Raw genomic sequence first — 24,560 nt, 5'->3', positions numbered from 1 at the left:
GGGCGGGCGACGCCCCGTCCGGAACCTTGTCGAGCTTGTCAGTCACAACGACTGCCCTTCAGTGGTGCGTCGGGATCAGGAGCCGCCGTTGATCTTGGCCGCGGGAATGGCGCCGTCCCCGGCGTTCCACTTGTCCAGCGCCGCCTTGTAGGTGCCGTCCTTGATGATCGCGTCGAGGGCTTCCTTGATCGCGTCACGCAGCTGCGTGTCCTTCTTGTCGACGGCGATGCCGAAGAAGCCGGCGTCCGTCTTGTTGGCGATGGCCTCGAAGTCGTTGCCGCCGCCCGCGGTCTTCGCGATGTACGCGGCGACCGGCGAGTCGTTCAGGTCGGCGACGGCGCCGCCCGCCTTGACGCGGGTCTGGGCCTCGGCGTCGGTCGGGAAGGACTCGAAGGTGAGGGCGGGCTTGCCGTCCTTCTTGCACTTCTCGGCCTGGTCCTTGGCGGCCTGCTCGTACGTCGTGCCCCGCTGTACGGCGAGCTTCTTGCCGCACAGGTCGTCGAGGGACTTGATGTTCTCCGGGTTGCCCTTCTTGACCAGGATGCCGGTGGACGCGGTGAAGTAGTCGACGAAGTCGACACCCGTGCCGACCTTCTGGCCCTTGTCGTCCAGGCCCTCCTGGCGGGCCTTGGTGTCGGTCATCGAGGACATCACGACGTCCGTACGACCGGTCGGGAGCGCGGTGAGCAGGGTGTCGAACGTGCCGCTGGCGAACTCGAACTTCACACCGAGCTGCTTGCCCAGGGCGGCGGCGATGTCGGGGTCGACACCGACGATCTTGTCGCCCTCCTTGAACTCCATCGGGGCGTACGTGGCGTCCGTACCCACCTTGATGACGCCGGCCTTCTGGATGTCGGCGGGGAGCTTGGCGAAGAGCGGGGCGTCGGAGACGGCGCCGGAGGTCTTGTCGCCCGTGGGGGTCGAGCCACCGTTGGTCTGGTCGCCGCAGGCGGTCAGCAGCATGGAGCCGGCGACCGCGATGGCGGCGACCGCGGCAAGACGGGAGGTGCGGGTCTTGGCGGTCGTGCGGCGCGTGGAGCGTGCGGTCATGGTCGGGTTCCTCCGGCGTGTGAGGCGTTGCCATAGGCCGCGCGCACGCACCTTCGGGTGTCGCGACCTCGTGTGATTACGCGCATCTTGCCATTCGGACGGCGTCAATCAGACGGCCACGCATGTCAAAATCGGATAACGGGTGACCCCCGAACTCCGGAGGCCCGGTGGACACTGGCCGGACCTCTTCCGGGGAATGCTCCCCGAGGCCGGAAAATCTCCGGTTGATCTCGCCATCCGGACGACACGAAGGCCACCATCCGGTCTACACGAGAACGTTTCCGGACATGGGACGACGCGCCTGGTCTGCGCAAGGTGCCTTTGCGTCCGTATGAGCCGCGTCACCGCTCCGCAATGGACTCGTCTACGGTGATGTACGTCCGGTAAGAAGGATCCTCACACCCCTCATCCGGGGCTCAGGGCGCGTTGTGCGGCGCGCCCGCGCGGTTGCCAGACACGGCGACCGCGGGACCCGCCCACCCCTCCTCAACAAGGAGTGGCCACCCTCAAATGAAGAAGACTTAAGGGGTCAACCCAATGGCAGCGGAGATCGTCAATCCTCGCAGCGAGAGCGGCACGGAAGGGGCTCAGGAGCCCTTCGATCCGGCCTTCGCGCTGCACCGCGGCGGCAAGATGGCCATCACGGCCACGGTGCCGCTGCGCGACAAGGACGACCTGTCCCTCGCGTACACGCCCGGCGTCGCCAAGGTGTGCACGGCGATTGCCGAGCAGCCGGAGCTGGTCCACGACTACACCTGGAAGTCCCAGGTCGTCGCGGTCGTGACCGACGGTACGGCGGTGCTCGGACTCGGCGACATCGGCCCGGAGGCGTCGCTTCCGGTCATGGAGGGGAAGGCCATCCTCTTCAAGCAGTTCGGCGGCGTGGACGCGGTGCCGATCGCGCTCGCCACCACCGACACCGACGAGATCGTGGAGACCGTCGTCCGGCTCGCCCCGTCCTTCGGCGGCGTGAACCTGGAGGACATCTCGGCGCCCCGGTGCTTCGAGATCGAGCGCAAGCTCCAGGAGCGCCTGGACATCCCCGTCTTCCACGACGACCAGCACGGCACCGCCGTCGTCACCCTCGCCGCGCTCCGTAACGCGGCGAAGCTGACCGAGCGGGGCCTCGGCGACCTGCGTGCGGTCATCTCCGGCGCCGGTGCGGCGGGCGTCGCCATCGCCAAGTTCCTCCTCGAGGCGGGGCTCGGTGACGTGGCCGTCACGGACCGCAAGGGCATCGTCAGCCGTGACCGGGACGACCTGAACCCGGTCAAGCGTGAGCTCGCGGAGATCACCAACAAGGCGGGCCTCACCGGCTCCCTGGAGGACGCGCTGGCCGGCGCGGACGTCTTCATCGGCGTCTCCGGCGGTACGGTCCCGGAGGCCGCGGTCGCGTCCATGGCGCCGAACGCGTTCGTGTTCGCCATGGCCAACCCGAACCCCGAGGTCCACCCCGACGTCGCGCACAAGTACGCGGCCGTCGTGGCGACCGGCCGTTCGGACTACCCGAACCAGATCAACAACGTGCTCGCCTTCCCCGGCATCTTCGCCGGTGCCCTCCAGGTCCGGGCCTCCCGGATCACCGAGGGCATGAAGATCGCCGCGGCGAACGCCATCGCGGACGTGGTCGGTGACCAGCTCGCCGCCGACTGCGTGATCCCGTCGCCCTTTGACGAGCGCGTCGCCCCGGCGGTCGCGACCGCCGTCGCCGCCGCCGCCCGCGCCGAGGGCGTGGCCCGGCGCTGACGCCGCGCGCACCCCGCGGAGGGCCCCGTCCTGGTCTCAGGGCGGGGCCCTTCCGCATGCCCCTCGTGGCCGCGGCGGCAGGGACGTGCGTCACAGCGATGCGCGGTTCCGCCGCGGGCCCGGTGACCCTACGCTCATGGCCATGTTCGCTGCCTACGCCGCCCGAATCGATCGTGACCAGCCGCTGAACGGCCTTGAGCTGGGCGAGCGGCCCGAGCCCGAGGTGCGTCCCGGGTGGGCCACCGTCACCGTCAAGGCCGCCTCGCTCAACCACCACGACCTCTGGTCGCTGCGCGGGGTGGGCCTGCCCGAGGAGAGGCTGCCGATGATCCTCGGCTGCGACGCCGCGGGCATCGACGAGAACGGGAACGAGGTCGTCCTCCACTCGGTCATCGGCCAGTCCGGCCACGGGGTCGGCCCCGACGAGCCGCGCTCGATCCTGACCGAGCGGTACCAGGGCACCTTCGCCGAGCGCGTCACCGTGCCCAGCTGGAACGTGCTCCCCAAGCCCAAGGAGCTCTCCTTCGAGGAGGCCGCCTGCCTCCCGACCGCCTGGCTCACCGCGTACCGCATGCTCTTCACCAACGCGGGCGTCCGCCCCGGCGACTCCGTCCTGGTCCAGGGCGCGGGCGGCGGAGTCGCCACCGCCGCCATCGCCCTCGGCGCCGCCGCCGGCCTGCGGGTCTTCGCCACCAGCCGCGACGAGGCCAAGCGGAAGCGGGCCGTCGAGCTCGGCGCCCTCGACGCGTACGAGCCGGGCGCCCGGCTGCCGAAGCGGGTGGACGCCGTCATCGAGACCGTCGGCGCCGCCACCTGGTCGCACTCGGTCAAGTCGCTGCGCCCCGGCGGCACCCTGGTGATCTCGGGCGCCACGAGCGGCGACCGCCCCTCGCACGCCGAGCTCACCCGGATCTTCTTCCTGGAGCTCAAGATCGTCGGCTCCACGATGGGCACCAAGGACGAGCTGGAGGACCTGCTCGCCTTCTGCGCCACCACGGGCCTCCGGCCGGTGATCGACCAGGTGCTGCCGCTGGACCGCGCGCGCGAGGGCTTCGAGAAGATGGCCTCCGGCGACCTCTTCGGAAAGATCGTCCTGACCAACTCTTGATGGATCGTCAGATCTGCTGATGGGATCTCCGGCACCGCGATCGCTCGCGATCACACCGTCGTGCCGGAGGTCCCCATGTTGCGAACGACCCTTGCCGCAGGCGCCGTTGTCGCCGCGCTCCTCGCCCCGGGCGGAGTACCCGCTCAAGAAGACTTACCTCGTCTCACCGATGACCAAGGGCGCGTCCTCACCCTCCGCGGGTGGAACGTCGAGGACAAGGCCAACCGCGGCGAACAGGCCCTCTCCGCCATCACCGAGCGGCACTTCCGCGACATGCGGGCCAAGGGCTTCAACTTCGCCCGGCTGCTCGTCTTCTGGGACGACCTGGAGCCGCGGCGCGGCCAGTACAGCCAGGACTATCTGCGGAAGATCGAACGCATCCTGGACTGGGCGGAGAAGTACGACGTCCACGTCCTCATCGACGCCCACCAGGACGTCTTCGGTCCCGCCTTCGGCCACCGCGGCGTGCCCGCCTGGGCGACCAGGACCGACGGGCTGCCCTTCACCCCGCACCCGGACGACTGGTTCGCCGAGTACTTCGAGCCGGCCGTGCAGCGCGCCTTCACACATCTCTACGAGGACGAGGACCTGCGCCGAGCCCAGGCCGCGATGTGGCGCGTGCTCGCCGACCGGTTCGAGGACCACCCGGCCGTCCTCGGCTACGACCTGATCAACGAGCCCATGGGCGAGCTGCGCGAGGGCGAGGACCTGCCGACCGCCGCCCGGCGGATCGAGCGCGAGCAGCTGACCCCGATGTACAACCGGCTCGCGGACGCGGTCCGCGCGGTGGACCGGGACACCTGGGTCTTCGTCGAGCCGACCCCGATCGTCGGCGAGGGCGTGCCCACCGGCCTCGGCCGGATCGACGACCCGAAGGTCGTCTATGCCCCGCACTTCTACAACACCGCCATGGAGGCGGGCGCCGACTACGACCCGGCGGCCGGCTGGATCGAGACGTACGAACGGGCCGTGACGCAGTACCCCAAGGAGTACAAGGTCCCGGTCGTCGTGGGGGAGTGGGGGCCGCTCAACAACACCCTGCCGAACATGAACCGCTTCTACCGCGAGGCGATGGCCTCCCTCGGCCGGTACGGCAGCGGGTGGGCCGGCTATGTGTGGTGCTACGGCGGCGGGTACTGCGCCGTGGACGGCGCCGGGACCTTCCGTACGAACAAGGAGCTGACCGCCGAGCCCTACGCGGAGGCCGTCGCGGGCACGGTCACCTCCGCCGCGTACGACTCCGGGGAAGAGGCCGGGGCCGGGGTCTACCGGCTGGAGTACGTGTCGTCCCGCCGGGGCTCGCGGGTCACCGAGCTCTCCCTTCCCCCGGGCGCCTGGCAGGTGACGGCCCGGGGGAAGGCGATCGTGCTCCGCACGGGCAAGTCCGGCGGCTCCGCCCTGGTCCTCGCGGCCCCGGGCGCCCGGGTGACGGTGACCGCCACCCGGGGCCCGCGCTAGGCGTTCTTGTGGTCCGGCTGGAGGAGCGAGGTGACGCGGTCCGCCGCCGTCGACAGGTGGCGGCGGGCCTCGGTCAGCTGGGCCGCCGTCACCCCGTGGTCCCGCGCGGCGTCACGGATGTCGTCGCGGAACCGGTCGAGGAGCCGGTCCAGGTCGCGGGCCGGGTCGCCGGTGGACTCGACGGTCCGGGCCCAGTCAGAGACGGCCTCCTCCGAGACGGTGTCCTCGGGGGTGGCTGCCGGGGTGGCCTCCGCCGCGGTCTGCTCCTGGGTCGGCTTCCCCGGAGCCGTCGTGCGACCCGAGGCCCTGGGGTGTGTCGTGCCCGTGACCAGGCCGCCGAGCTGGGCGGTGATGTCCGAGATGCCCTCCCAGACGCCCTTCGGCCAGTCGCCGCGCGCGAAGTGGTCCTGGACCTGGTCCTGGACCTGCTGGGCGATCCGCTGGAACTCCTTGGCCTGCCGCTGCGCGGACTGGGCCTCCTCGCGGGCCTGGCGGGTCTGCTCCCGCCACTCCTGCTTCGCGCGGCGCAGCTCCTCCTTGGCGTCGGCGAACGCGGAGCCCTTCTGCCGGGTCTCGCTCGCCGCCGCGCGCATCTCGCTGCGCAGCTTGCCCGCCGCCCCGCGCACGTCGTCGCGGATCTCGGCGGCGAGCTCGGAGACGGACTCGCGGATCTCCCGCTCCAGGTCGTCCAGTTCGCCGACGCGGCCGGCCAGCTCGGCGCGGCCCGCGTCGGTGATCGAGTACACCTTGCGGCCGCCCTCGGTGGCGTGCGTGACCAGACCCTCGGCCTCCAGCTTGGCGAGCCGGGGGTAGACCGTGCCGGCCGACGGTGCGTACAGCCCCTGGAACCGCTCCTCCAGGAGCCGGATCACCTCATAGCCGTGGCGGGGCGCCTCGTCGAGGAGCTTGAGCAGATAGAGACGCAGGCGGCCGTGGGCGAAGACGGGCGGCATGTCACAGCACCTTTCCGGAGGGCGAGGACGGGGGCGTGGCGGAGGGTGAGGGGGCGGCGCCGACGTCGGTGGAGCGGTCGGAGCCTTCGGAGCCGTCGGAGTCTTCGGGGTTCACCGTCTCCGGGCGGCGCAGGAGGGCGATCGAGCCGGACATCGTCGTGGCCTTGAGCTTGCCGCGGCCGTCGCCGAGCGTGCCGGTGATGCTCTTCGTGCCCCACTGCCCGTTCACCCGGAGGTCCTCGAAGGCGTTGGAGACGGCGCCGCTCGTGGTGCTGGCCTCGACCTCGGTGTCCGAGGGGTGCGGAATCCTGAGCGCGATCTCGCCGGAGACGCTGGTCAGGCGGATGTCGGTGGGCGGTCCCGCCGGCTCGCCGGCGTCCAGGTCGATCACCAGGTCCCCGCTGACCGTTTCGGCCTTCACGGAGGCCCCCGAGCCGTCGATGACGGTCAGATCGCCGGTCACGGTGTTGACCCGCAGCGCGCCCGTGACCGTGTGGGCCTCGAAGGAGCCGGAGACGCTCTCCGCGTGGACCGGTCCGGAGAGCCCGACGAGGGTGGTGTCACCGGTGACGCCCTGGACGTCCGTACGCCCCCTGATCCCGGAGATCACCGCACCGGCGCCGACCACGCCCACCTCGACGTCCGCGCCGGCCGGGACGGCCACCGAGACCACGGCCCGGCGGCGGAGCCCCTTGGGGTCGAACCACTTGAGGAAGTTCTGCCAGTGCAGGTCCTCGTAGGTGACGGTCAGGGTCGAGCCCTCCTGCGTCACGATGAGCGGCGGGCCCTTGATCTCGGAGATCTCCAGCCGGGCGGTGCTCTCGTCGGTGCCCACCACGTTCACCGTGCCGTTGACGACGCGGACCCGGAGGCAGGAGACGGGGTCGGTCAGCGTGAGTTTCGTCGGCTCGGCAACGGACCACTCTGTCATCGTGCTGACCTCCCGTTCGGTGACGCAACATATCGCGTCTCTCGCTAGACACGATATATCGCGGTACGGGGAAGTCAACCCCCGTTCGGTGAGGGCGCGAGCAGGCATTCACTCTCGTAACGGGACAAATTGGCCTAGCGTAAGGCCTCATGAACGCGACATCCGGATCGAGCCCCGCCGCTCGTCCCGCCGGGGCGCTGCTGCTCTGCCGCGCCGAGCCCGCGGCGGTCCGCCCACCGGCCCAGCTGCTGCGCGAACAACTGCTCCTCGCCCCGGCCGGAACCGAATGGAGCGTCGTCATTCCCGAGGGGAAGCCCTGGCTCCACGGCGGCGAGCCCGTCGAGCGGGTCGTCACCGGCTGGGCCACCGCGCTGGCCGTCTCCGCCGCCACCTGGCCGGTTCTCGCGCTCTGGTGGGACGCGGACCGGGCGGGCTTCACCCTGGCCGCCGGGTTCCGCCGCACCGTCGGCTACACCTGGCTGGCGGACGGCACCCCGGTCGGCGAGGACGAGGCCATGCGCACCTTCGCGGCCCGGCTCGCCCTCGACCCCGTCCTCGACGTGCAGGCCCTTGAGGCGCTCACCCGGCCCGACAGCGACGCCGACGCGCACGCCCGGCTCGTCGGCCTGGCCGCCGTCCTCGCGCGCGTGGGCCTCGTCCTGCCCACCGGCCTCACCCCCGGCGAGACCGCCGACCGGCTCCGCTCGGTCGCCCTGGCACAGGGGGCGGAACAGCTCGAATGGTCCGGCTGGCGCGACGCCGTGCGCGCCGAACTCGACGCGGTGGAGGGCGGCCCCTTCGGCCCGTATCTGCGCGGCCCCCGGGCCCGGCTGCTCGGCGCGGCGCAACTGGGGGCGGGACTGCCGCTGCTCGCCTGGGGCATCGGCCGCCGCAGCGGAGGCTGGACGGCGGCCGGAGCGCTGCTCGTCGTACACGGCGCGCTGGGGCTCGTGTACGACCGGCTGCGCGGTCCGTGACCCCCGAAGGGGGTCACGGGGGACGCGCTACTTACTCGTCGTCCTCGTCCTCGTCGTCGAGGCGGGCCAGCCAGGTCGCGAGGCGCTCGACGGGCACCTCGAAGTCGGGGTTGAGATCGACGAACGTACGAAGCTGCTCGGCGATCCACTCGAAGGAGACCTCCTCCGCGCCGCGCCGCTTCTCCAGTTCCTCGATGCCACGGTCAGTGAAGTACATGCGATCAGGATAGGCCGTGCCCCGCGCGGCCTATCGCGCTTGTCAGCGTCAGGGACTAGCCTTCTTCATCATCGTTTCGGGGAGCGGGGGGCCGCTGTGACGCACGGGATCGCTCGGATTCGACTGGACGACGGAACACCCGTCTGGGCCCGCGTCAGCGAGCCCGAGGAACTACGCCGGGGTGGCGGCTTCACGGACACCGGCATCGGGGACCGGGTCCTCTCCCTGACGGAGGGGCTCACCGACGTCGTGCGCGGGGTCGTCGGCTCGCTGCGGGGCGGGCTCGACCCGCAGGCGCCGGTCGAGGTCTCCGTCAGCTTCGGCATCGAACTCACCGCGCAGGCGGGGAAGGTGATCAGCGTCCTCGCGGAGGGCGGCGGCACGGCCTCGATCGCGGTCTCCCTCACCTGGACCGAACCGGGCCCGGCGCCCGCGGCCGATCCGGCCGCCGATCCGGTGGCCGACCCGGCCCCCGCACCCGTACCCGGTCCCGGCCGCGAACCAGGCTCCGTAACCGGCTCCGCCCCCGTCCCCGGTCCCGCGCCGGCGCCCGATGCGGGGGCGCCGCACCGGCCGGCGGCCGACGGCGCCGTATGAGCGCCTTCGAATCCCTCGTGCGCCCCGCGCTGGTACGCATCGCGGCTCCCGGTGACGGGTATGACCCGCACGGCGACCGGTACTGGGGCACCGGCTTCTTCATCGCCCCCGGCTGGGTGCTGACCTGCGCGCACGTCGTGGCCAAAGGGGGGAGCGAGGTGTGGAAAGGAGAGCGGGCCGTCGGCATCGTCTGGGAAGGCGGAGTGACGACCGGCGAAGTCGTCCTCGCGAGGCCGCGCCCCGCCGAGCCCGAACAGGAGCTGGACCGCTGGGACTTCCCGGACCTCGCGCTCGTCCGCGTCCCCGACGCCCGGGACGCGAGCTGCGTACGGCTCAGTGAGCGCCCGCCCGTCATCGCCGACCCCATCCCGGTCGCGCTGTACGGCTGGTCCCGGGTGACCGGCCGGCTCGCGATCCGCGACGCCGTCGGCAGGGTCCACGGCGTCGACGGCGAGGCCCTCCTGCTGAGCGGCACCCAGCCCGTGGAGGGGCTCTCCGGCGGCCCGGTCGTCGACCTGAACCGCGCGGTCGTCATCGGCCTCAACAAGGGGCGCGGCGCGGACGAGGGCGCCGCCGTCCCCATCACCTCCCTGCGCGGGCTCCACCGCGAGCGCGGCGGCGAGGTGCTCTCCGAGGTCATGCGGGACCACGACCGGTACCACCTCGCCCGCTTCCGCTCGCTCGACAACGAGGACGGCGACTGGACCAGGGCGCAGCTCCGGCACCGTCCACCCGGCGCCCTGGGCCTCGACCCCGGGCGCCGTATCCATCTGTACGGCCGGCTCGCCGAACTGCACCCGCCGACCGGACCCGGAGACGTCCTGCACCTCGTCGACGAGGCCCGGCGGCTGACCGTCGGCCACGACCTGCGCCCCGTGCTCGAAGTCGCCCCGCAGACCTGGCGCGAGGGCGTCGGCCTCCTCCACGAACTCCACGAACCGAACCAGGAGTCCGCCACCGACATCGGCCCGAACGCCGTGCTCGTGTACGCGGCCAAGGTCGCCCGGCACGTCAGGGAGCGGCACGGCGAGGGCACCGCCGTCACGGACCTGGCCGCCTGGATCACCGACGCCGCGACCGCGACACCGCTCCGCACCCGCAAGGCGATCGCCGCCGTCCTCGCGTACGGCCGACCCACCGGAGCCAGGACGGCCCGGGAGCCAGGGGCCCGCGCCGATGTCCTCGTCGAGATCGACCCCCCGCCCTACGGCCGGAAGTTCCCCTGGCGGGTGAAGCTGCTCTTCGACGGGCACACCATCACCCCGCTGTACGGGGACGACGAGGGCGTCGAGCGCGAACGGCTCCGGGACACCCTGCGGGAGCCGCTCGCGGAGGCGCTGGCCCGCGGCGACCGGGGCGAGCATCTGGCCGCCGTCGAGGCGCTGTTGCCGCGCGAGCTCTTCGACGAGCCCCTGGACACCTGGCGCCTCTCGCCCGACGACGACTTCTTCGACGAACGCTCGCTGCCCCTCGGCCACCGCCGGATCGTCGTCATCCGGGACCGCGGCCGCGCCGGGCGCCCGCCGGCGCCCGAGTGGCGCAGAAGGTGGCGGACGGCCGGCCTCGGACCGCTCCGGGCGGTACCGCTGCGCGCCGACACGCTCGCGGCGGCGCGGGACGTCCACGCCGCGCAGCGGATCCGCCGCGAGTCGCCCCGACAGGCCTGGGTACGGCTCTCGGACGCCGCGGACGGCTCGGTTCCGGTGTACTGCGGCCCCGTGGGCAGCGGTGACGGACTCAAGGCCATGGCCGCCGCGCTCGCCGCCGGCCATCCCATCGCCCTGTGGCGCCACGGCGCGCATGAACACGACCGCACGACCTGCGCCGAGTTCCACGAGCGGGCCGGCCTGCTGCTCGCCGAGGCGGGCGTGGCCGAGGGCCTGCACGGACCGGTCATCTCCTTGCGCAAGCGGGTGTCCGCGGACGAGGACCTGTATCTGGACATGGATGTGGATCTGGACGTGGATCTGGACATGGACGTGGATCTGGACGTGGACCCGGACACGGCCCTGGACGCCGATCCCGCCCTGACTCCGGGCCTGGATCCGGACCCCTCCCTCGATTCGGCAGTGGGCGGTGGCGGCCCGCCCGTCCGTTCCGAGCACGCCTGGGCCGAGAACCTCGCCGTTCTCTTCGACCCCCCGGACCGCCCGCCGCACGAAGACCCGCTCCAGGGCCCCTCGATGCTCGGCGAGGAGGACTGGTGACCCCGCCGCCACGCGGACAAAAGGTCCGGTTCGCGCATCGCAGAGGGGTGGGGTCCGGCGGTACGTTCGAGGGGCCGGCCCACGACACCGCAGAAGCCAGGAGGAGTTCATCGTGAACGATTGGCGGATCTACCGTGGTGCCGGCCACCCGCACGACGAGATAAGGCGGTTGCCCGCCCCGCCGCCGTGGCGGGACTTCTCGACGGGCGGCGCGGACGACACCCTGGCCGGCTCCGACCGGCGCCTAGGCGTGCGCCGCCGCCTGGTCCAGAACCACCACCCCCGGCCCGCCGAGACCGACGCCGTCAACGCGGCGCTCTACCTGCGCAGGCCGCTCCTCGTGACCGGCAACCCCGGAACCGGAAAGTCCACGCTCGCCCACGCCGTCGCCCACGAACTGGGCCTTGGCCGGGTCCTTCGGTGGCCGATCGTCTCCCGGTCGACGCTCCAGGACGGGCTCTACCGTTACGACGCCATCGGCCGTCTCCAGGACGTCCAGCTGGAGCGCGCGCAGGCCGGGTCGACGGTGCCCGCCGCGACGCCGGCGGGCATCGGCTCGTACATCCGGCTCGGACCGCTCGGCACCGCGCTGCTCCCCTCCGAGCAGCCCCGGGTCCTGCTCATCGACGAGCTCGACAAGAGCGACCTGGACCTGCCGAACGACCTGCTGAACGCGTTGGAGGAGGGCGAGTTCGCCATCCCGGAGCTGGAGCGGCTCGCCGACCGGGAGCCCGTGGTCCAGGTCCTCACGGACGACGGCCGGAAGGTCCCCGTCCAGGGCGGGCGGATCCGCTGCTCCACGTTCCCGTTCATCGTGCTCACCTCCAACGGCGAACGGGACTTCCCCGCCGCCTTGTTGCGCCGCTGCATCCGCCTGGAGCTGGAGCCGCCGGGCGAGGAGCAGCTCGGTGCCATGATCGCGGCGCACCTCGGCCCCGACGCGGCGGCCGGGGAAGAGGGCCTGGTCAGCCGCTTCCTGAACCGCGAGCCCGGCGAGGTCATCGCCACCGACCAGCTCCTGAACGCGATCTATCTGACCCAGCACGCCCCGCGCACCGAGCGGGTGACCCGGGAACGCATCGCGGACATGCTCATGCAGCCGCTCGATCAGCCGAGGTGATGGCCGGATGCACCGGATGCATCTGGAAGAGCTCACCCGCAGACTGCGGGCAGGTGGTCAGGAGCCCACGGCCGAGGAGGTCGCGGACGCCGTCTGGCTCGCCCAGTGGCTCCCGACGCCTGCCCCGGACCCGGCGGGCGACCCCGGGGACGACCCCGCGGCGGACCACCAGGAGGACCAGGACGGCGCCGAGTTCTCCGGGGAGGGACGAGATCCAGCCACCGGCACCGGCGGCGAGCAGGGCGACGGCAGCGACGCCGATTCCCGTACGAGTACGGGCACGGGTCCAGGCACCGGTACCGGAACCGACACCGGCCGCACGCCCGGCGGTGGCACCGCCCCCGGAAGCGGCACAGGCCCCGACGACGACCCCGACCGGCCCGCCCGCGCCACCGACACCGTCGACATCCGGCCGTTCATCGGCGGGGCCACCGGCACCGGCGCCCGGACGGCGGGGGGAAGCAGGGCCCTTCCCGTCCGCGCGCCCGGCGCCAACGCGCTGCCCGGTCTCCTCGGCCTGCAGAAGGCGCTCCGTCCGCTGCGCCACTACGCCCACTTCCCGCTCCGGCCAGGCGAAGGCCTCCTGGACGAGGAGGCGACCGCCGAACGCAGCGCGGCGGCGGGCATGCTCATGCCCGTCATGCGCCCTGCGGCGGGCCGCCGCCCCGACATCCAGCTGCTCATGGACACCGGCCCCGCCATGGTCGTCTGGACCCGCATGGTCGAGGAACTCCGCCAGGCCTGCCAGCAGTCCGGCGCCTTCCGCGACGTCCAGGTGCACCGGCTGTACGACACGGGCGAGGGCGCGCCACTGGTCACCACGACCTCCGGTGCCGACGGCCGGCCCCGGCTGCGCCCCGGTGACCAGCTGCACGACCCGACCGGCCGCCGCCTCACCCTGATCGTCAGCGACTGCGTGGGCCCGCTCTGGCAGCGCGGCGCGGCCCAGCGGCTGATCCACCAGTGGCCCCGGCAGTCCCCGCTCGCCCTCGTCCAGCCGCTGCCGCCACGGCTCTGGTCCCGGACCGCGCTGTCGGTGGAGCCGGGCCTGTTACTCCGCCCGTCGTCCCCGGGCGGACACACCGGTTTCCAGCCCGACGAGGAGCCCTGGGAGCCGCCGGCCCCCGACACGCGCGCGGTGCCCGTGCTCACGCCCACGCCCGAGGCGTTCGCCTCCTGGGCGCGGTTGCACGCGGGCCACGGCTCGGGCGGGGTGCGCGGCTGGGCGGCCCTGATCGCCCCGGAGCCGCCCCGCGGGGCGGCGACATCCGGCCCGATCGCCGCCGCAACCGCTCCCACCGCGCCCATCACCTCCCCCGCCCGGCCCCGTGTCCCGCGCAGCGACGAGGAGTTGCTGCGGGCGTTCACAGCGGGTGCCTCGCCCGGCGCGCTGCTGCTGGCCGTCCATCTCGCGGCCGCCCCGCTCGCCCTGCCCGTCATGCAGCTCGTCCAGCGCGCGATGCTGCCCGACACCGGCCCCATGGAGCTCGCCGAGGTCCTGCTCAGCGGGCTCCTGCGGCAACTGCCGGGCCCTGCCCCGTACCCCTGCTTCAGCTACTCCCCGCGCGTCCAGCAGCACCTCCTCGGCTCCCTGGACCGGGGCGCGGCCGCGCTCGTGCTCAAGCACTGCTCCGAGTACGTGGAGCGCAATTTCGGCCAGGGCATGCGCAACTTCCCGGCGCTCGCGGCCGCCCGGCTCGCGGGTCGCGGCACCGGCGAGGACCCGGCGGCGGCCCCCGGCACGGTCGAGGGGACCGACGAGCCCACGGGCCCGGTCGGCACGGAACCCGAACTGTTCGCCCGTATCCCCGCGCGCGTGCTCCGCTTCTACCACCCCGACCTGATCACCCCCGACCCGCTGGCCGCCGCCCGGCGCCTCTTCGAGCAGTGGCTCGGCCAGTCCGACTCCTCGCTGCTCGTCCGGGCCCGCCGACAGGCCGAGGCCGCGCTGCCGGACCACCCCGTCGAGGCCGGGATCCTGCTGGGGCGCGTGCTGTACGCGGAGTCCGGCACCGCCGCCGTCCAGGGCACCGAGCGCCGCCGGGAGCTCCTGAGCCGCGCCCTGACCGAATTGGAGCGGGCCGGCGACCTGGCCGAGCCGGGCGGCGCGGAGTGGGCCGAGGCACGGCTCGAACAGGCCGTCGCGCACCACGGGTTGTGGCGTCACACCGCCGACGCACGGCACCTGGACGACGCCCTGGACGCGCTCTTCGGCGACGTACCGGACTGGCCCGAGGCCCACCACCACACGCTGCACCTGCGCCGGGGGCGGCTGCTCCTCGCGCGCGGCGACGGCGCGGCCGCGGCGACCGAGCTCACCACGGCGCTCTCCCTTCGGGAGAGCGTGGCGGCGCTCCTCGACCTCGCCGACGCCCTGCACCTGTCCGGCGCCGCCCCGGCCGAGATCCTGCCCGTCCTGGACCGGGCGGGGGAGCTGCTCGACGACCGCGTCGCCCTGCGGCTGCGCTGGGCTACGGCGCGCGCCCGGCTGTCCGACACGGCCGGCGACGGGCCGGCCGCCGACACCGCGTACGAGGAGGCCAGCCTGCTCGCCCCCGCCGACAGTGGACAGCGTGGCCGGACCCTGATGGCCTGGGGCGAGTCCCTGATGCGCCGCGCCGCGACCACCCCCGACCAGGCCGCCGTGGACCGCGCCGAGAGCGTCCTGCGCGAGGCCCTGACCAGCCTCCCGGCCGGCGCCCCGGAGCGGCCCCGCGCCGGCATCCTCATCGGCACCGTGCTGGCCCTGCGCTTCCACCGCGCCGGATTCCTCCCCGACCTCTTCGAGAGCCGCCACCTCCTGGAACAGGCCGCGCGCACGACGCGGGACATCGGACTGCGCTCCGAGGTGTGGCTGCAACTGGGACGGGTGAGACTGGAGTTGAGCGAAACGGCCCGGGACGGCGTCCTGGGCGACGCGCTCACGGCGTACGAACGGTCCTGGGAGGACGCCCGCTCGGCCCACGGTGACACCCCGGGCACGATCACGGGCGCCCGCGCCCTGCACGCGCAGGGGGCCGTCCTGTTGCTGATGGGCAGGAACGGACGCGCCCGCGCGGTCCTGGACGCGGCGGCCGAGCAGTGGCGGCGGCTCGTGTCCGCGCTGGTGGAGGTGGACTGGAGCGACGTCGAGCGGACCAGGGCGCTGCTCGCGGAGGCGAGCGCGGAGCTGAACCCGTACCGTCCCGCGCTCTCCGTGGCGGACCGCCGCCGGATCGCACCTCCGTGGTGGGAGTGGAGCGAGACGGTCGGGTAGGCGAGGGCCTGAGGACCGATACGGAGAACGGCCGAATAACGGGGGCGCACATGGGCGCAGTTGAGTCGAACGGGTTTCCGTCTTCCTGGCGTCGGGAAGAACCGCTCCGCCGCTACGACCGTGGGGGACAGGCGTCGGTGGGGAGGAGCCGAGGGTGTCGGAGCACAAGGAGTGGGCGACCGGTGTCGAGCGCGACAACGGCCGGTCCGCGCACCTGCCCGATCTCGTCGCTGTGGACCTGCGGACCTTGCGTGGCATGGACGATCCCGAACTCGCCGCCGCCGTCGAGCGGGTGCTGCTGCGCACCCTGGAACTCGCCGACGCCTGGTGCGAGGGCGCGGGGGACAAAGCCGCCTGAGCCGGACCACGACAACCGTCTGTTTCCGGCCGGATCCCCGCGATGGCCGGGGGGCCGCCGAAGGAGTCGGACATGAACTTCGCGCCGCTGCCCGCCGGGGCCCTCGCGGAGCTGGCCCGCACGCGCCCCGCCGAGGCCGACGGCGCCCTGCTGCGCTCCGCCCTGCACGCGCGGCGGCTGCTGCTGCTCAAGGCCCTCCTGGTCCGCGTCCAGCGGGACCGCGAGGCGATCGACGCCGGCGTGTTCCGCCGCTTCGAGGAGTCCTGGCACCTCCTCGAACGGATCGAGGGCCGTCACCCCGCTGTCGTCCGTGACGTGCTCGATTACCCCATGACGGGCGCATGGCTGGCCGCCGCCCTCGTCGAGCCCCTGGGGCCGGCGCTCGACCGCCACCTCGTCCGGCTGGAGAGCCTCGCCGTCACCGCGGCCCTCCGCGCCGACTGGCCCCTCGACATCGCCGTCGAGGCACCCGACGGCTTCCTGTCGCTGCCCGGAGTCGGTCGGCAGACCGCGCGGTCGGGGCGCGTCCGGATCAAGGCCGGGTTCCGCGTCGCACGGATCCACCCCGAGGAACCCACGCCCGCCGCACCCACCGTCCTGCTGCTCACCGATCGGCGCACCGGCACCCTCGTCGGCCGGGGCCAGGGCTGGCAGAGCCTGTCCACGCTCCCCGACTCCACCGCCCGGCTCGACGACCTCGATCCCTACCGGGTACCGCCCGGCGGGGTCGGCGTCCCGCCCCGTACCGCCGCCTCGGCCGGCGACACCGACCCCGCCGTCTGGTTCGCACGCTGGCGGGCCGCGCACGCCCTGCTCGCGGGCACGGATCCCGGCCGGGCCGCCGAGGTCCTGCGCTGCCTGCGCGCCGTCGTCCCCCTGGCGCCGCACGGCCACCGCTCCCTGGGGGCCACCCTGCGGTCGGCTCCGGGGGCCGTCCTGACCTCCGTGCCGGCCGGGGCGCAGGACATGGCCGAGACGCTCGTCCACGAGATCCACCACAGCAAGCTCGCCACCCTGCACGAACTCGTACCGCTGTACCGGCAGAGCAGGGCCGCGGTGCACCGGGTCGGCTGGCGTCCCGACGCGCGGCCCATCGGCGGAGTGCTCCAAGGCGCCTACGCCCATCTGGCCCTGACCGATCTGTGGCGGCGGGCCGCCACCGCGCAGGCGCTGCCACGGCCCTGGCGGTCCAGCGCCGGGCAACAGTTCGACCATATCCACGATCAGGTGGGCGAGGCGTTGGTGATCCTGCTTGAATCCGATGAACTGACCAATGAGGGGCGGGAGTTCGCCCAGCAAATGAGGCGGCATCACGCGAGCCTCGGCGCCGCCCCCCGGGCAGCTGGGTAACACTGTGCCCAGGGCAGATGACACTGCGTTGCGCGTTCGCGGGACGGGAGACGTACAGATGGCGGAACAGCGGTCGGGCGGCAGCGCGGCGGACGACGGAGGCGGGGGCGCCCCCGAGCACGTCCTGGTGGTCTTCCCCGGCTACCACCGGCCGTGGGCGACCTGGATCAACCAGCGGCTCGAAGCGCACGGCGTACGCGCCACGCTGCAACGCTGGGACCCGCCGCGCGAGGTTCCCCTGGAGGACTCCCTCAGCGACCTTCTGCTCGCCCGCGGCCAGGTCCTGCTCGTGCTCAACGACTGGTTCTTCCAGCTCGGCCCCCGGCCGGCCGGCGAATGGAACGACGTCCTGCGCGGCTTCGTCGCCGCCCGGGCCGACCGGTTCGCCGCCGTCAACCTCACCAACCGGCCGCTGCTCCCCGCCACCGCCGTCCTCGAACCCGTCAGCCTCTGGGGCGTCGGCGAGGAGGAGGCCGAGGCCCGCCTCCTGAGCCGGCTCGGCATCGGGACCCGCCGCTCCGGCGGCCGCCGCGTCCCGCCCGGCGTCTCCGTGCGCTACCCCGACACCCCACCGGAGATCTGGGGCGAGATCCCGCGCCGCAACCCGAGGTTCACCGGTCGCGACGACCTCCTCGCCGAGCTCCAGGAACGGCTGATGGACGCCGAGCGCGGCTACGCGGCCTGCACCCTGCTCGGCATGTCCGGAATCGGCAAGACCCAGATCGCCGCCGAGTACGCCCACCGCTTCAGCCCCGACTACGACGTCATCTGGTGGGTCAACTCCGACGACCGGAACATCCAGCGCGACCGCTTCGGCGAACTCGCCGCCGAACTGCGCCTGCCCACGGGCAACGACCCCGGCGAGCGGATCCGTGCCGTACGGGAGGCCCTGCGCCGCGGTGACCCGCACTCCCGCTGGCTCGTCATCTTCGACGGCTGGGACGACACCGACGGCGCCCAGGTCATGCTGCCCCAGGGGCCAGGACACGTGCTGATCACCTCCCGCAACCGCGGCTGGGGCGACTACACCGACGTCCTCGAGATCCCCAGCTTCGACCGCGCCGAGTCCACCGCCTACCTGATGCGCCGCGCCTCCCACATCACCGCGCCGCAGGCCGACGAGGTCGCCGCCGAGTTCGGCGACGTACCCCTGCCGCTCGTCCAGGCCGCGGCCTGGCTCGGCGAGTCCGGCATGGAGGTCCCCGAGTACCTGCGCATGGTCCGCGACGGACGGCTCTCCACCGTCGAGGACGCCGCACTCGGCGACGGATACCCGAACGCCTCGCTCACCTCCTGGTCGATACTGATCAACCGGCTCCGACGCTCCCAGCCGCAGGCCATCGACGTGCTCAGCCTGTGCGCCTCCTTCGCCCCCGGCCGCATCCCTCTCGGTCTCGTCCGTGCCTACCCCCAGGCCGACCTGCCCGAGGACCTGCGCTGGATGGCCACCGACCTGCCCGCCTGGACCCGCGCCCTGGACACCCTCGTCAACTACTCGGTGCTCACCCGCGAGACCCGAGGCCCCGCCGCCACCAACGCCGAGATGGGGCCGCACCAGGAGTCTGTGCACATGCACCGGCTCGTCCACGACATCGTCGCCCGCCTGACCGACGGCGAACACCGCGAGGCCCACCGCAAGGCCGTCCGCACCCTCCTCGCCGAGGCCGACCCCGGCAACCCGCTGGACAGCCGGCACTGGCCCCGGTACGCCGAACTCCTGCCGCACGTCGGCCCGTCCGGGGCGCTCTCCAGCCGCAACCCCCGCGTGCAGACCGCCGTCCTCAACAGCCTCCGCTACTGCTACCGCAGTGGCGAGTTCCGGGCCGGTGCCCAGCTCGCCGAGCAGATCCGGGACGCCTGGTCCACCTTCATGGACCCCCTGGACCAGCCCATGCTCGACCTGACCACACAGCAGGGCAACGTCCTGCGTTCCTTCGGCCGCTTCCGCGAGGCCTACGATCTCGACCTCGCCCAGCGCGAGCGGCTGAACACCTCCGAGCCCCGCAACGAGCACGGCTCGCTGCTCTCCGGCAGCGCCATCGCCAGCGACCTGAGATTCCTCGGCCAGTACCAGGAGGCGGAGCACCTCCAGCGCCAGGTGCTCTCCGAAGCACAACGGCTCCTCGGCGAGACCGAGTTCTCCACCCTCGTCGCCCGCCACAACCTCGGCGTGGTGCTGCGCTCGCTCGGCCGGTACCGCGAGGCCCAGGAGCTCGACGCGGAGTCGCTGGTCCGCTGCGAGCGCGTCCTGGGCAGCCGCCACTCCCACACGCTCAGCACCAGCAACGCCCTCGCCCACGACCTCCGGCTCCTTGGCCAGTACCGCGAGGCGCTCGCGCGCCAGGAGGCCAACGTCCGGGTACACGTCCAGGTCCTCGGCCCACAGCACCTGCAGACCCTGTTCGCCCGCACCCAACTGGCTCTGTGCCGACGCCGGGAGGGCGGTTTCCAGCAGGACCTCGGAGCCACCATGGCCGCCCTGCTCGAACAGCTGGAGCAGGTGCACGGGCGCGGGCACTACATCACCCTCGCCGCCATCAACAACTACGCCAACTACCTGCGCGAACACGGTGACCTCGACCAGGCGAGGGAACTCGTCACCGAGGCCGAAGCCGGCTACCGGGCGCTCCTCGGCCCCGCCCACGCCGTCGCCACGGGCGTGCTGGCCAACACCGCGCTCGTCATGCAGGCCTCCGGCGAACGCGCGAACGCGCTGGCCATCCTGGAGGCCGCGCTCGCCGGGCTCACCTCCTCGGTGGGACCCGACCACCCATGGGTCCTCGGCTGCGCGCTCAACACCGCAGCCGCCCGCAACTTCAACGGGCGGGTGACCGACGCCGCCGAACTCAGCCGCGACACCCTCCGCAGGGCCCGGCACGCCCTCGGCAGCGAACACCCGCTCACCCTCTCCAGCCAGGTCGCCCTCGCCACCGACCTGCGCGGCCTGCGCGAGGTCGAGGAGGCCGGGAAGCTGGAGGAGGACGCCCTGCTCACCCTCACCAGGACCCTCGGCGCCCAGCACCCGCACACCCTCTCGGCGCGCCAGCGCAACCGGCCCTACTGGGACTTCGAGGCCAACCTGGGCTGAGGCCCGGGAGCAACGCCGGAGGCCCGGCCCCCCTCGCGGGGAGCCGGGCCTCTGAGCGTGTCCGTACAGCGGGTCAGACAGCGTGCCGTACAGCGGGTCAGGCGTCGAAGACCTCGTTGACCAGCTGCTGCTGCTCGGCCTGGTGGCGCTTGGCCGAGCCGACCGCCGGGGACGAGGAGTGCGGGCGCGAGATCCGGCGCAGGCGCTCGCCGTGCGGGATGTCGGCGCCGACCGCCAGGTCCAGGTGGTCGATCAGGTTGAGCGCGATGAACGGCCAGGCACCCTGGTTCGCCGGCTCCTCCTGGGCCCACAGGTACTTCTCGGCGTTCGGGTACTTGGCGATCTCGGCCTGCAGCTCGGCACCCGGCAGCGGGTACAGGCGCTCCAGACGGATGATCGCGGTGTCCGTGACGCCGCGCTTCTGGCGCTCGGCCTCCAGGTCGTAGTAGACCTTGCCGGCGCAGAAGACGACCTTGCGGACGTCGGCCGCGTTGGCCGTACCTGCCTCGACGGCGGAGTCGCCGATCACCGGGCGGAAGCCGCCGGTGGTGAACTCCTCGACCTTCGACGCCGCCGCCTTCAGACGCAGCATCGACTTCGGGGTGAAGACGATCAGCGGCTTGTGGTGCGGGTTGTGGACCTGCCAGCGCAGCAGGTGGAAGTAGTTCGACGGCAGGGTCGGCATGGCGATCGTCATGTTGTCCTGCGCGCACATCTGGAGGAAGCGCTCCGGGCGCGCGGACGAGTGGTCCGGGCCCTGGCCCTCGTAGCCGTGCGGCAGGAGCAGCGTGACGCCGGAGGTCTGGCCCCACTTCTGCTCGGCCGAGGAGATGAACTCGTCGACGACGGTCTGCGCGCCGTTGACGAAGTCACCGAACTGGGCCTCCCAGATGACCAGGGAGTCCGGGCGGGCCAGCGAGTAGCCGTACTCGAAGCCCATCGCCGCGTACTCGCTGAGCAGCGAGTCGTAGACGTTGTAGTGGGCCTGGTCCTCGGCCAGGTAGAGCAGCGGGGTGTAGTCCTCGCCGGTCTCCTGGTCCACCAGGACCGCGTGCCGCTGGCCGAAGGTGCCGCGGCGGGAGTCCTGGCCGGACAGCCGGACCGGGGTGCCCTCCATGAGCAGCGAGCCGATGGCGAGGGTCTCGCCGAAGCCCCAGTCGATGGTGCCGTCGTCGATGGAGGCCGCGCGGCGCTGCATCTGCGGCATCAGACGCGGGTGGACCGTGATCCGCTCCGGGATGTTCACCTGCGACTCGGCGATCCGCTTCACGACCTCCTGGGAGACCGCGGTGGTGACGGCGACCGGGAACTCCGGCTGGGGGTCCGGGACGTGCGCCGGGGCCGGCGCCGAGGTGGCCTCGCGGACCTCCGCGAAGACCTTCTCCAGCTGGCCCTGGAAGTCCTGGAGCGCCTGCTCCGCCTCTTCGAGCGTGATGTCGCCGCGACCGATCAGCGACTCGGTGTACAGCTTGCGCACCGAACGCTTCTTGTCGATCAGGTTGTACATCTGCGGGTTGGTGAACTGCGGGTTGTCGCCCTCGTTGTGACCGCGGCGGCGGTAGCAGATGAGGTCGATCACGACGTCCTTGTTGAACGTCTGGCGGAACTCGAAGGCGAGCCGCGCGACGCGGACCACGGCCTCCGGGTCGTCGCCGTTCACGTGGAAGATCGGCGCCTCGATCATGCGGGCCACGTCCGTGGCGTACATGGAGGAGCGGGACGACTCGGGAGCCGCCGTGAAGCCGACCTGGTTGTTGATGACGATGTGGACCGTGCCGCCGGTGCGGTAGCCGCGCAGCTGCGACATGTTCAGCGTCTCGGCGACGACACCCTGGCCCGCGAAGGCCGCGTCACCGTGCAGGGCGACGGGCAGGACGGTGAAGTCCGTGCCGCCCTTGTTGATGACGTCCTGCTTGGCGCGGACGACACCCTCCAGGACCGGGTCGACCGCCTCCAGGTGCGAGGGGTTCGCGGCGAGCGAGACCTTGATCTGCTCGCCGTCCAGGCCGGTGAAGGTGCCCTGGGCGCCCAGGTGGTACTTGACGTCGCCGGAGCCGTGCATCGACTTCGGGTCGAGGTTGCCCTCGAACTCGCGGAAGATCTGCGCGTACGACTTGCCCACGATGTTCGCGAGTACGTTCAGCCGGCCGCGGTGGGCCATGCCGATGACGACCTCGTCCAGGCGGGACTCGGCGGCGGAGTCGATGACCGCGTCGAGCAGCGGGATGACGGACTCGCCGCCCTCCAGGGAGAACCGCTTCTGACCGACGTACTTGGTCTGCAGGAAGGTCTCGAAGGCCTCCGCCGCGTTCAGACGGCGCAGGATCCGCAGCTGCTCCTCGCGCTCCGGCTTGGAGTGCGTGCGCTCGACCCGGTCCTGGATCCACTTGCGCTGCTTCGGGTCCTGGATGTGCATGAACTCGACGCCGGTGGTGCGGCAGTACGAGTCGCGCAGCACGCCGAGGATGTCGCGGAGCTTCATCATCGACTTGCCCGAGAACCCACCGACCGCGAACTCGCGCTCCAGGTCCCAGAGCGTCAGTCCGTGCTCGGTGATGTCCAGGTCGGGGTGCTTGCGCTGGCGGTACTCCAGCGGGTCGGTGTCGGCCATGACGTGGCCGCGGACCCGGTAGGAGTGGATCAGCTCGAAGACGCGCGCGGCCTTGGTGACGTCGTCGTCGTGCGAGGCGTCGATGTCCTTGAACCAGCGGACCGGCTCGTAGGGGATGCGCAGGGCCTTGAAGATGTCGTCGTAGAAGCCCTCCTCGCCGAGGAGGTAGTTCGCGACGACGCGCAGGAACTCGCCGGAGGCGGCGCCCTGGATGACGCGGTGGTCGTACGTCGAGGTCAGCGTCATGACCTTGGAGATGCCCAGCTTGTTCAGGGTGTCCTGGGAGGTGCCCTGGAACTCGGCCGGGTAGTCCATGGAGCCGACGCCCATGATGACCGACTGTCCGGGCATCAGGCGGGGGACCGAGTGGACCGTGCCGAGGCCGCCCGGGTTGGTCAGGGAGACCGTGACGCCGGTGAAGTCCTCCATCGTCAGCTTGCCGACGCGGGCGCGCTTGACGATGTCCTCGTAGGCCTGCCAGAACTCGAAGAAGTTCAGCGTCTCGGCCTTCTTGATGCCCGCGACGACGAGCTGGCGGTCGCCGTTGGGCTTGACCAGGTCGATCGCGAGGCCGAAGTTCACGTGGTCCGGCTTGACCAGCGTCGGCTTGCCGTCCTTCTCCGCGAAGGAGTAGTTCATCGTCGGCATGGCCTTGATCGCCTGCACCATCGCGTAGCCGATGAGGTGCGTGAAGGAGATCTTCCCGCCCCGGGCGCGCTTCAGGTGGTTGTTGATCACGATCCGGTTGTCGAAGAGCAGCTTCACCGGGACCGCGCGGACGGACGTGGCCGTCGGCACCTCCAGCGAGGCGTTCATGTTCTTCGCGACGGCGGCGGCGGGGCCGCGCAGCGTGATCAGCTCCGGGCCCGCGGGCGCCTCGGCCGCGGGAGCGGCGGGGGCGGGCTTCACGGCGGCCGGAGCGGCCTTCGCCGGCGCCGGGGCCGCGGCGGCCGGAGCCGGGGCGGCGGCGGGCTTGGCGGGGGCCGGAGCGGCGGCGGCCGGAGCCGGGGCGGCTGCGGCGGGGGCGGCCGTGACCGGGGCCGGAGCGGCGGGCGCGGCAGGTGCGGCCTGTGCGGGGCTCACCTGCGGCGCGGAGGCCGGGGTCTCCGTGGCGCCGGGCTTGTAGTCGGCGAAGAAGTCCCACCAGGCACGATCGACTGAATTCGGGTCCTGGAGGTACTGCTGGTAGATCTCGTCGACGAGCCACTCATTGGCGCCGAAGGCGGTCGCAGGGTTCTTACCCTGCCCGTCTTGGCCGGTGGAGGTACTCGGGGAACTGGGGGACTGAGACGACACGGCGGTAACCGCCCTCTTCCGCTTCACAAGGTGATGGACAGCGGAAATAAAGGCTACGCCTCCCTGGCCGAGAGGTGCAGGCCGGGCACTACCAACGTCGCGTAAGTCACACTTGAAGCGGCGTTTCGGGGCAGGGATTGGCGGGAAACAAGCGTGGTTCTGCCCACTCGCGGGTACGAGCGACCCGGGTTGCCGCCCCTGAGGCAGGCATCCCTGACCACGTCCTGATCGTGTCTT

General features: G+C 72.4%; 16 protein-coding genes. 11 read left to right on the top strand and 5 right to left on the bottom strand.

Annotation, left to right across the window (positions count from 1 at the left end; genetic code table 11):
• Nucleotides 1–75: 75 nt before the first annotated feature.
• Nucleotides 76–1,050 (bottom strand): ABC transporter substrate-binding protein, encoded by a 975-nt coding sequence (locus tag ACFWRO_RS12955; protein WP_384508562.1) that lies wholly within the window; start codon nt 1,048–1,050, stop codon nt 76–78.
• A 537-nt stretch (nt 1,051–1,587) separates the two neighbouring features.
• Between ACFWRO_RS12955 and ACFWRO_RS12950 the strand changes: the two genes are divergently transcribed.
• From ACFWRO_RS12950 to ACFWRO_RS12940, 3 genes are all read left to right on the top strand, one after another.
• Nucleotides 1,588–2,796 (top strand): NADP-dependent malic enzyme, encoded by a 1,209-nt coding sequence (locus ACFWRO_RS12950; RefSeq protein WP_384508559.1) that lies wholly within the window; start codon nt 1,588–1,590, stop codon nt 2,794–2,796.
• A 142-nt stretch (nt 2,797–2,938) separates the two neighbouring features.
• Nucleotides 2,939–3,904, top strand: a complete 966-nt coding sequence (locus tag ACFWRO_RS12945; RefSeq protein ID WP_384508556.1) for a zinc-binding dehydrogenase — start codon at nt 2,939–2,941, stop codon at nt 3,902–3,904.
• A 75-nt stretch (nt 3,905–3,979) separates the two neighbouring features.
• On the top strand, nt 3,980–5,362 hold the full coding sequence (locus ACFWRO_RS12940; RefSeq protein ID WP_384508553.1) for a glycoside hydrolase family 5 protein: 1,383 nt from the start codon (nt 3,980–3,982) through the stop codon (nt 5,360–5,362).
• Here the strand turns inward: ACFWRO_RS12940 and ACFWRO_RS12935 are convergent.
• A complete protein-coding gene (locus ACFWRO_RS12935) occupies nt 5,359–6,315 on the bottom strand; it encodes a helix-turn-helix transcriptional regulator (protein WP_384508550.1) in 957 nt (318 codons plus the stop codon). The genes ACFWRO_RS12940 and ACFWRO_RS12935 overlap by 4 nt on opposite strands.
• 1 nt (nt 6,316) lies before the next feature.
• The gene (locus ACFWRO_RS12930; protein WP_384508547.1) at nt 6,317–7,246 is read right to left on the bottom strand and encodes a DUF4097 domain-containing protein; all 930 of its coding nucleotides are present in this window, start codon (nt 7,244–7,246) and stop codon (nt 6,317–6,319) included.
• A 149-nt stretch (nt 7,247–7,395) separates the two neighbouring features.
• On the opposite strand from ACFWRO_RS12930, the gene ACFWRO_RS12925 reads away from it, so the two are divergent.
• Entirely contained in the window at nt 7,396–8,223 is an 828-nt protein-coding gene (locus tag ACFWRO_RS12925; protein WP_384508544.1) for a hypothetical protein, read from the top strand.
• A gap of 31 nt (nt 8,224–8,254) precedes the next feature.
• Here the strand turns inward: ACFWRO_RS12925 and ACFWRO_RS12920 are convergent, their stop codons facing one another.
• On the bottom strand, nt 8,255–8,440 hold the full coding sequence (locus ACFWRO_RS12920) for a DUF6104 family protein (protein WP_384508541.1): 186 nt from the start codon (nt 8,438–8,440) through the stop codon (nt 8,255–8,257).
• Nucleotides 8,441–8,536: 96 nt separating this feature from the next.
• Between ACFWRO_RS12920 and ACFWRO_RS12915 the strand changes: the two genes are divergently transcribed.
• From ACFWRO_RS12915 to fxsT, 7 genes are all read left to right on the top strand, one after another.
• Nucleotides 8,537–9,037 (top strand): CU044_2847 family protein, encoded by a 501-nt coding sequence (locus ACFWRO_RS12915; RefSeq protein WP_384508538.1) that lies wholly within the window; start codon nt 8,537–8,539, stop codon nt 9,035–9,037.
• Nucleotides 9,034–11,244 carry a trypsin-like peptidase domain-containing protein gene (locus ACFWRO_RS12910; protein ID WP_384508535.1) on the top strand — a complete coding sequence of 737 codons (2,211 nt, stop codon included), beginning with the start codon at nt 9,034–9,036 and terminating at the stop codon, nt 11,242–11,244. Before ACFWRO_RS12915 ends, ACFWRO_RS12910 begins: the two co-directional genes overlap by 4 nt.
• 112 nt (nt 11,245–11,356) lie before the next feature.
• Nucleotides 11,357–12,364, top strand: coding sequence for an AAA family ATPase (locus ACFWRO_RS12905; RefSeq protein ID WP_384508532.1), 1,008 nt, complete (start codon nt 11,357–11,359; stop codon nt 12,362–12,364).
• A 7-nt stretch (nt 12,365–12,371) separates the two neighbouring features.
• Nucleotides 12,372–15,620 (top strand): SAV_2336 N-terminal domain-related protein, encoded by a 3,249-nt coding sequence (locus tag ACFWRO_RS12900; RefSeq protein WP_384508529.1) that lies wholly within the window; start codon nt 12,372–12,374, stop codon nt 15,618–15,620.
• A gap of 154 nt (nt 15,621–15,774) precedes the next feature.
• Nucleotides 15,775–15,978 carry a hypothetical protein gene (locus tag ACFWRO_RS12895; protein WP_384508526.1) on the top strand — a complete coding sequence of 68 codons (204 nt, stop codon included), beginning with the start codon at nt 15,775–15,777 and terminating at the stop codon, nt 15,976–15,978.
• A 72-nt stretch (nt 15,979–16,050) separates the two neighbouring features.
• On the top strand, nt 16,051–17,328 hold the full coding sequence (locus ACFWRO_RS12890; RefSeq protein WP_384508523.1) for an aKG-HExxH-type peptide beta-hydroxylase: 1,278 nt from the start codon (nt 16,051–16,053) through the stop codon (nt 17,326–17,328).
• Nucleotides 17,329–17,386: 58 nt separating this feature from the next.
• A complete protein-coding gene (gene fxsT / locus ACFWRO_RS12885) occupies nt 17,387–20,416 on the top strand; it encodes an FxSxx-COOH system tetratricopeptide repeat protein (RefSeq protein WP_384508521.1) in 3,030 nt (1,009 codons plus the stop codon).
• A gap of 97 nt (nt 20,417–20,513) precedes the next feature.
• Here the strand turns inward: fxsT and ACFWRO_RS12880 are convergent, their stop codons facing one another.
• Nucleotides 20,514–24,323 (bottom strand): multifunctional oxoglutarate decarboxylase/oxoglutarate dehydrogenase thiamine pyrophosphate-binding subunit/dihydrolipoyllysine-residue succinyltransferase subunit, encoded by a 3,810-nt coding sequence (locus ACFWRO_RS12880; RefSeq protein ID WP_384508518.1) that lies wholly within the window; start codon nt 24,321–24,323, stop codon nt 20,514–20,516.
• Nucleotides 24,324–24,560 lie beyond the last annotated feature (237 nt).

Origin of the sequence: Streptomyces sp. NPDC058579 (assembly GCF_042718575.1) — a bacterium.
In the GTDB taxonomy this organism is placed as follows: Bacteria; Actinomycetota; Actinomycetes; order Streptomycetales; family Streptomycetaceae; genus Streptomyces.
This window is presented reverse-complemented; position numbering and strand designations above follow the sequence as displayed.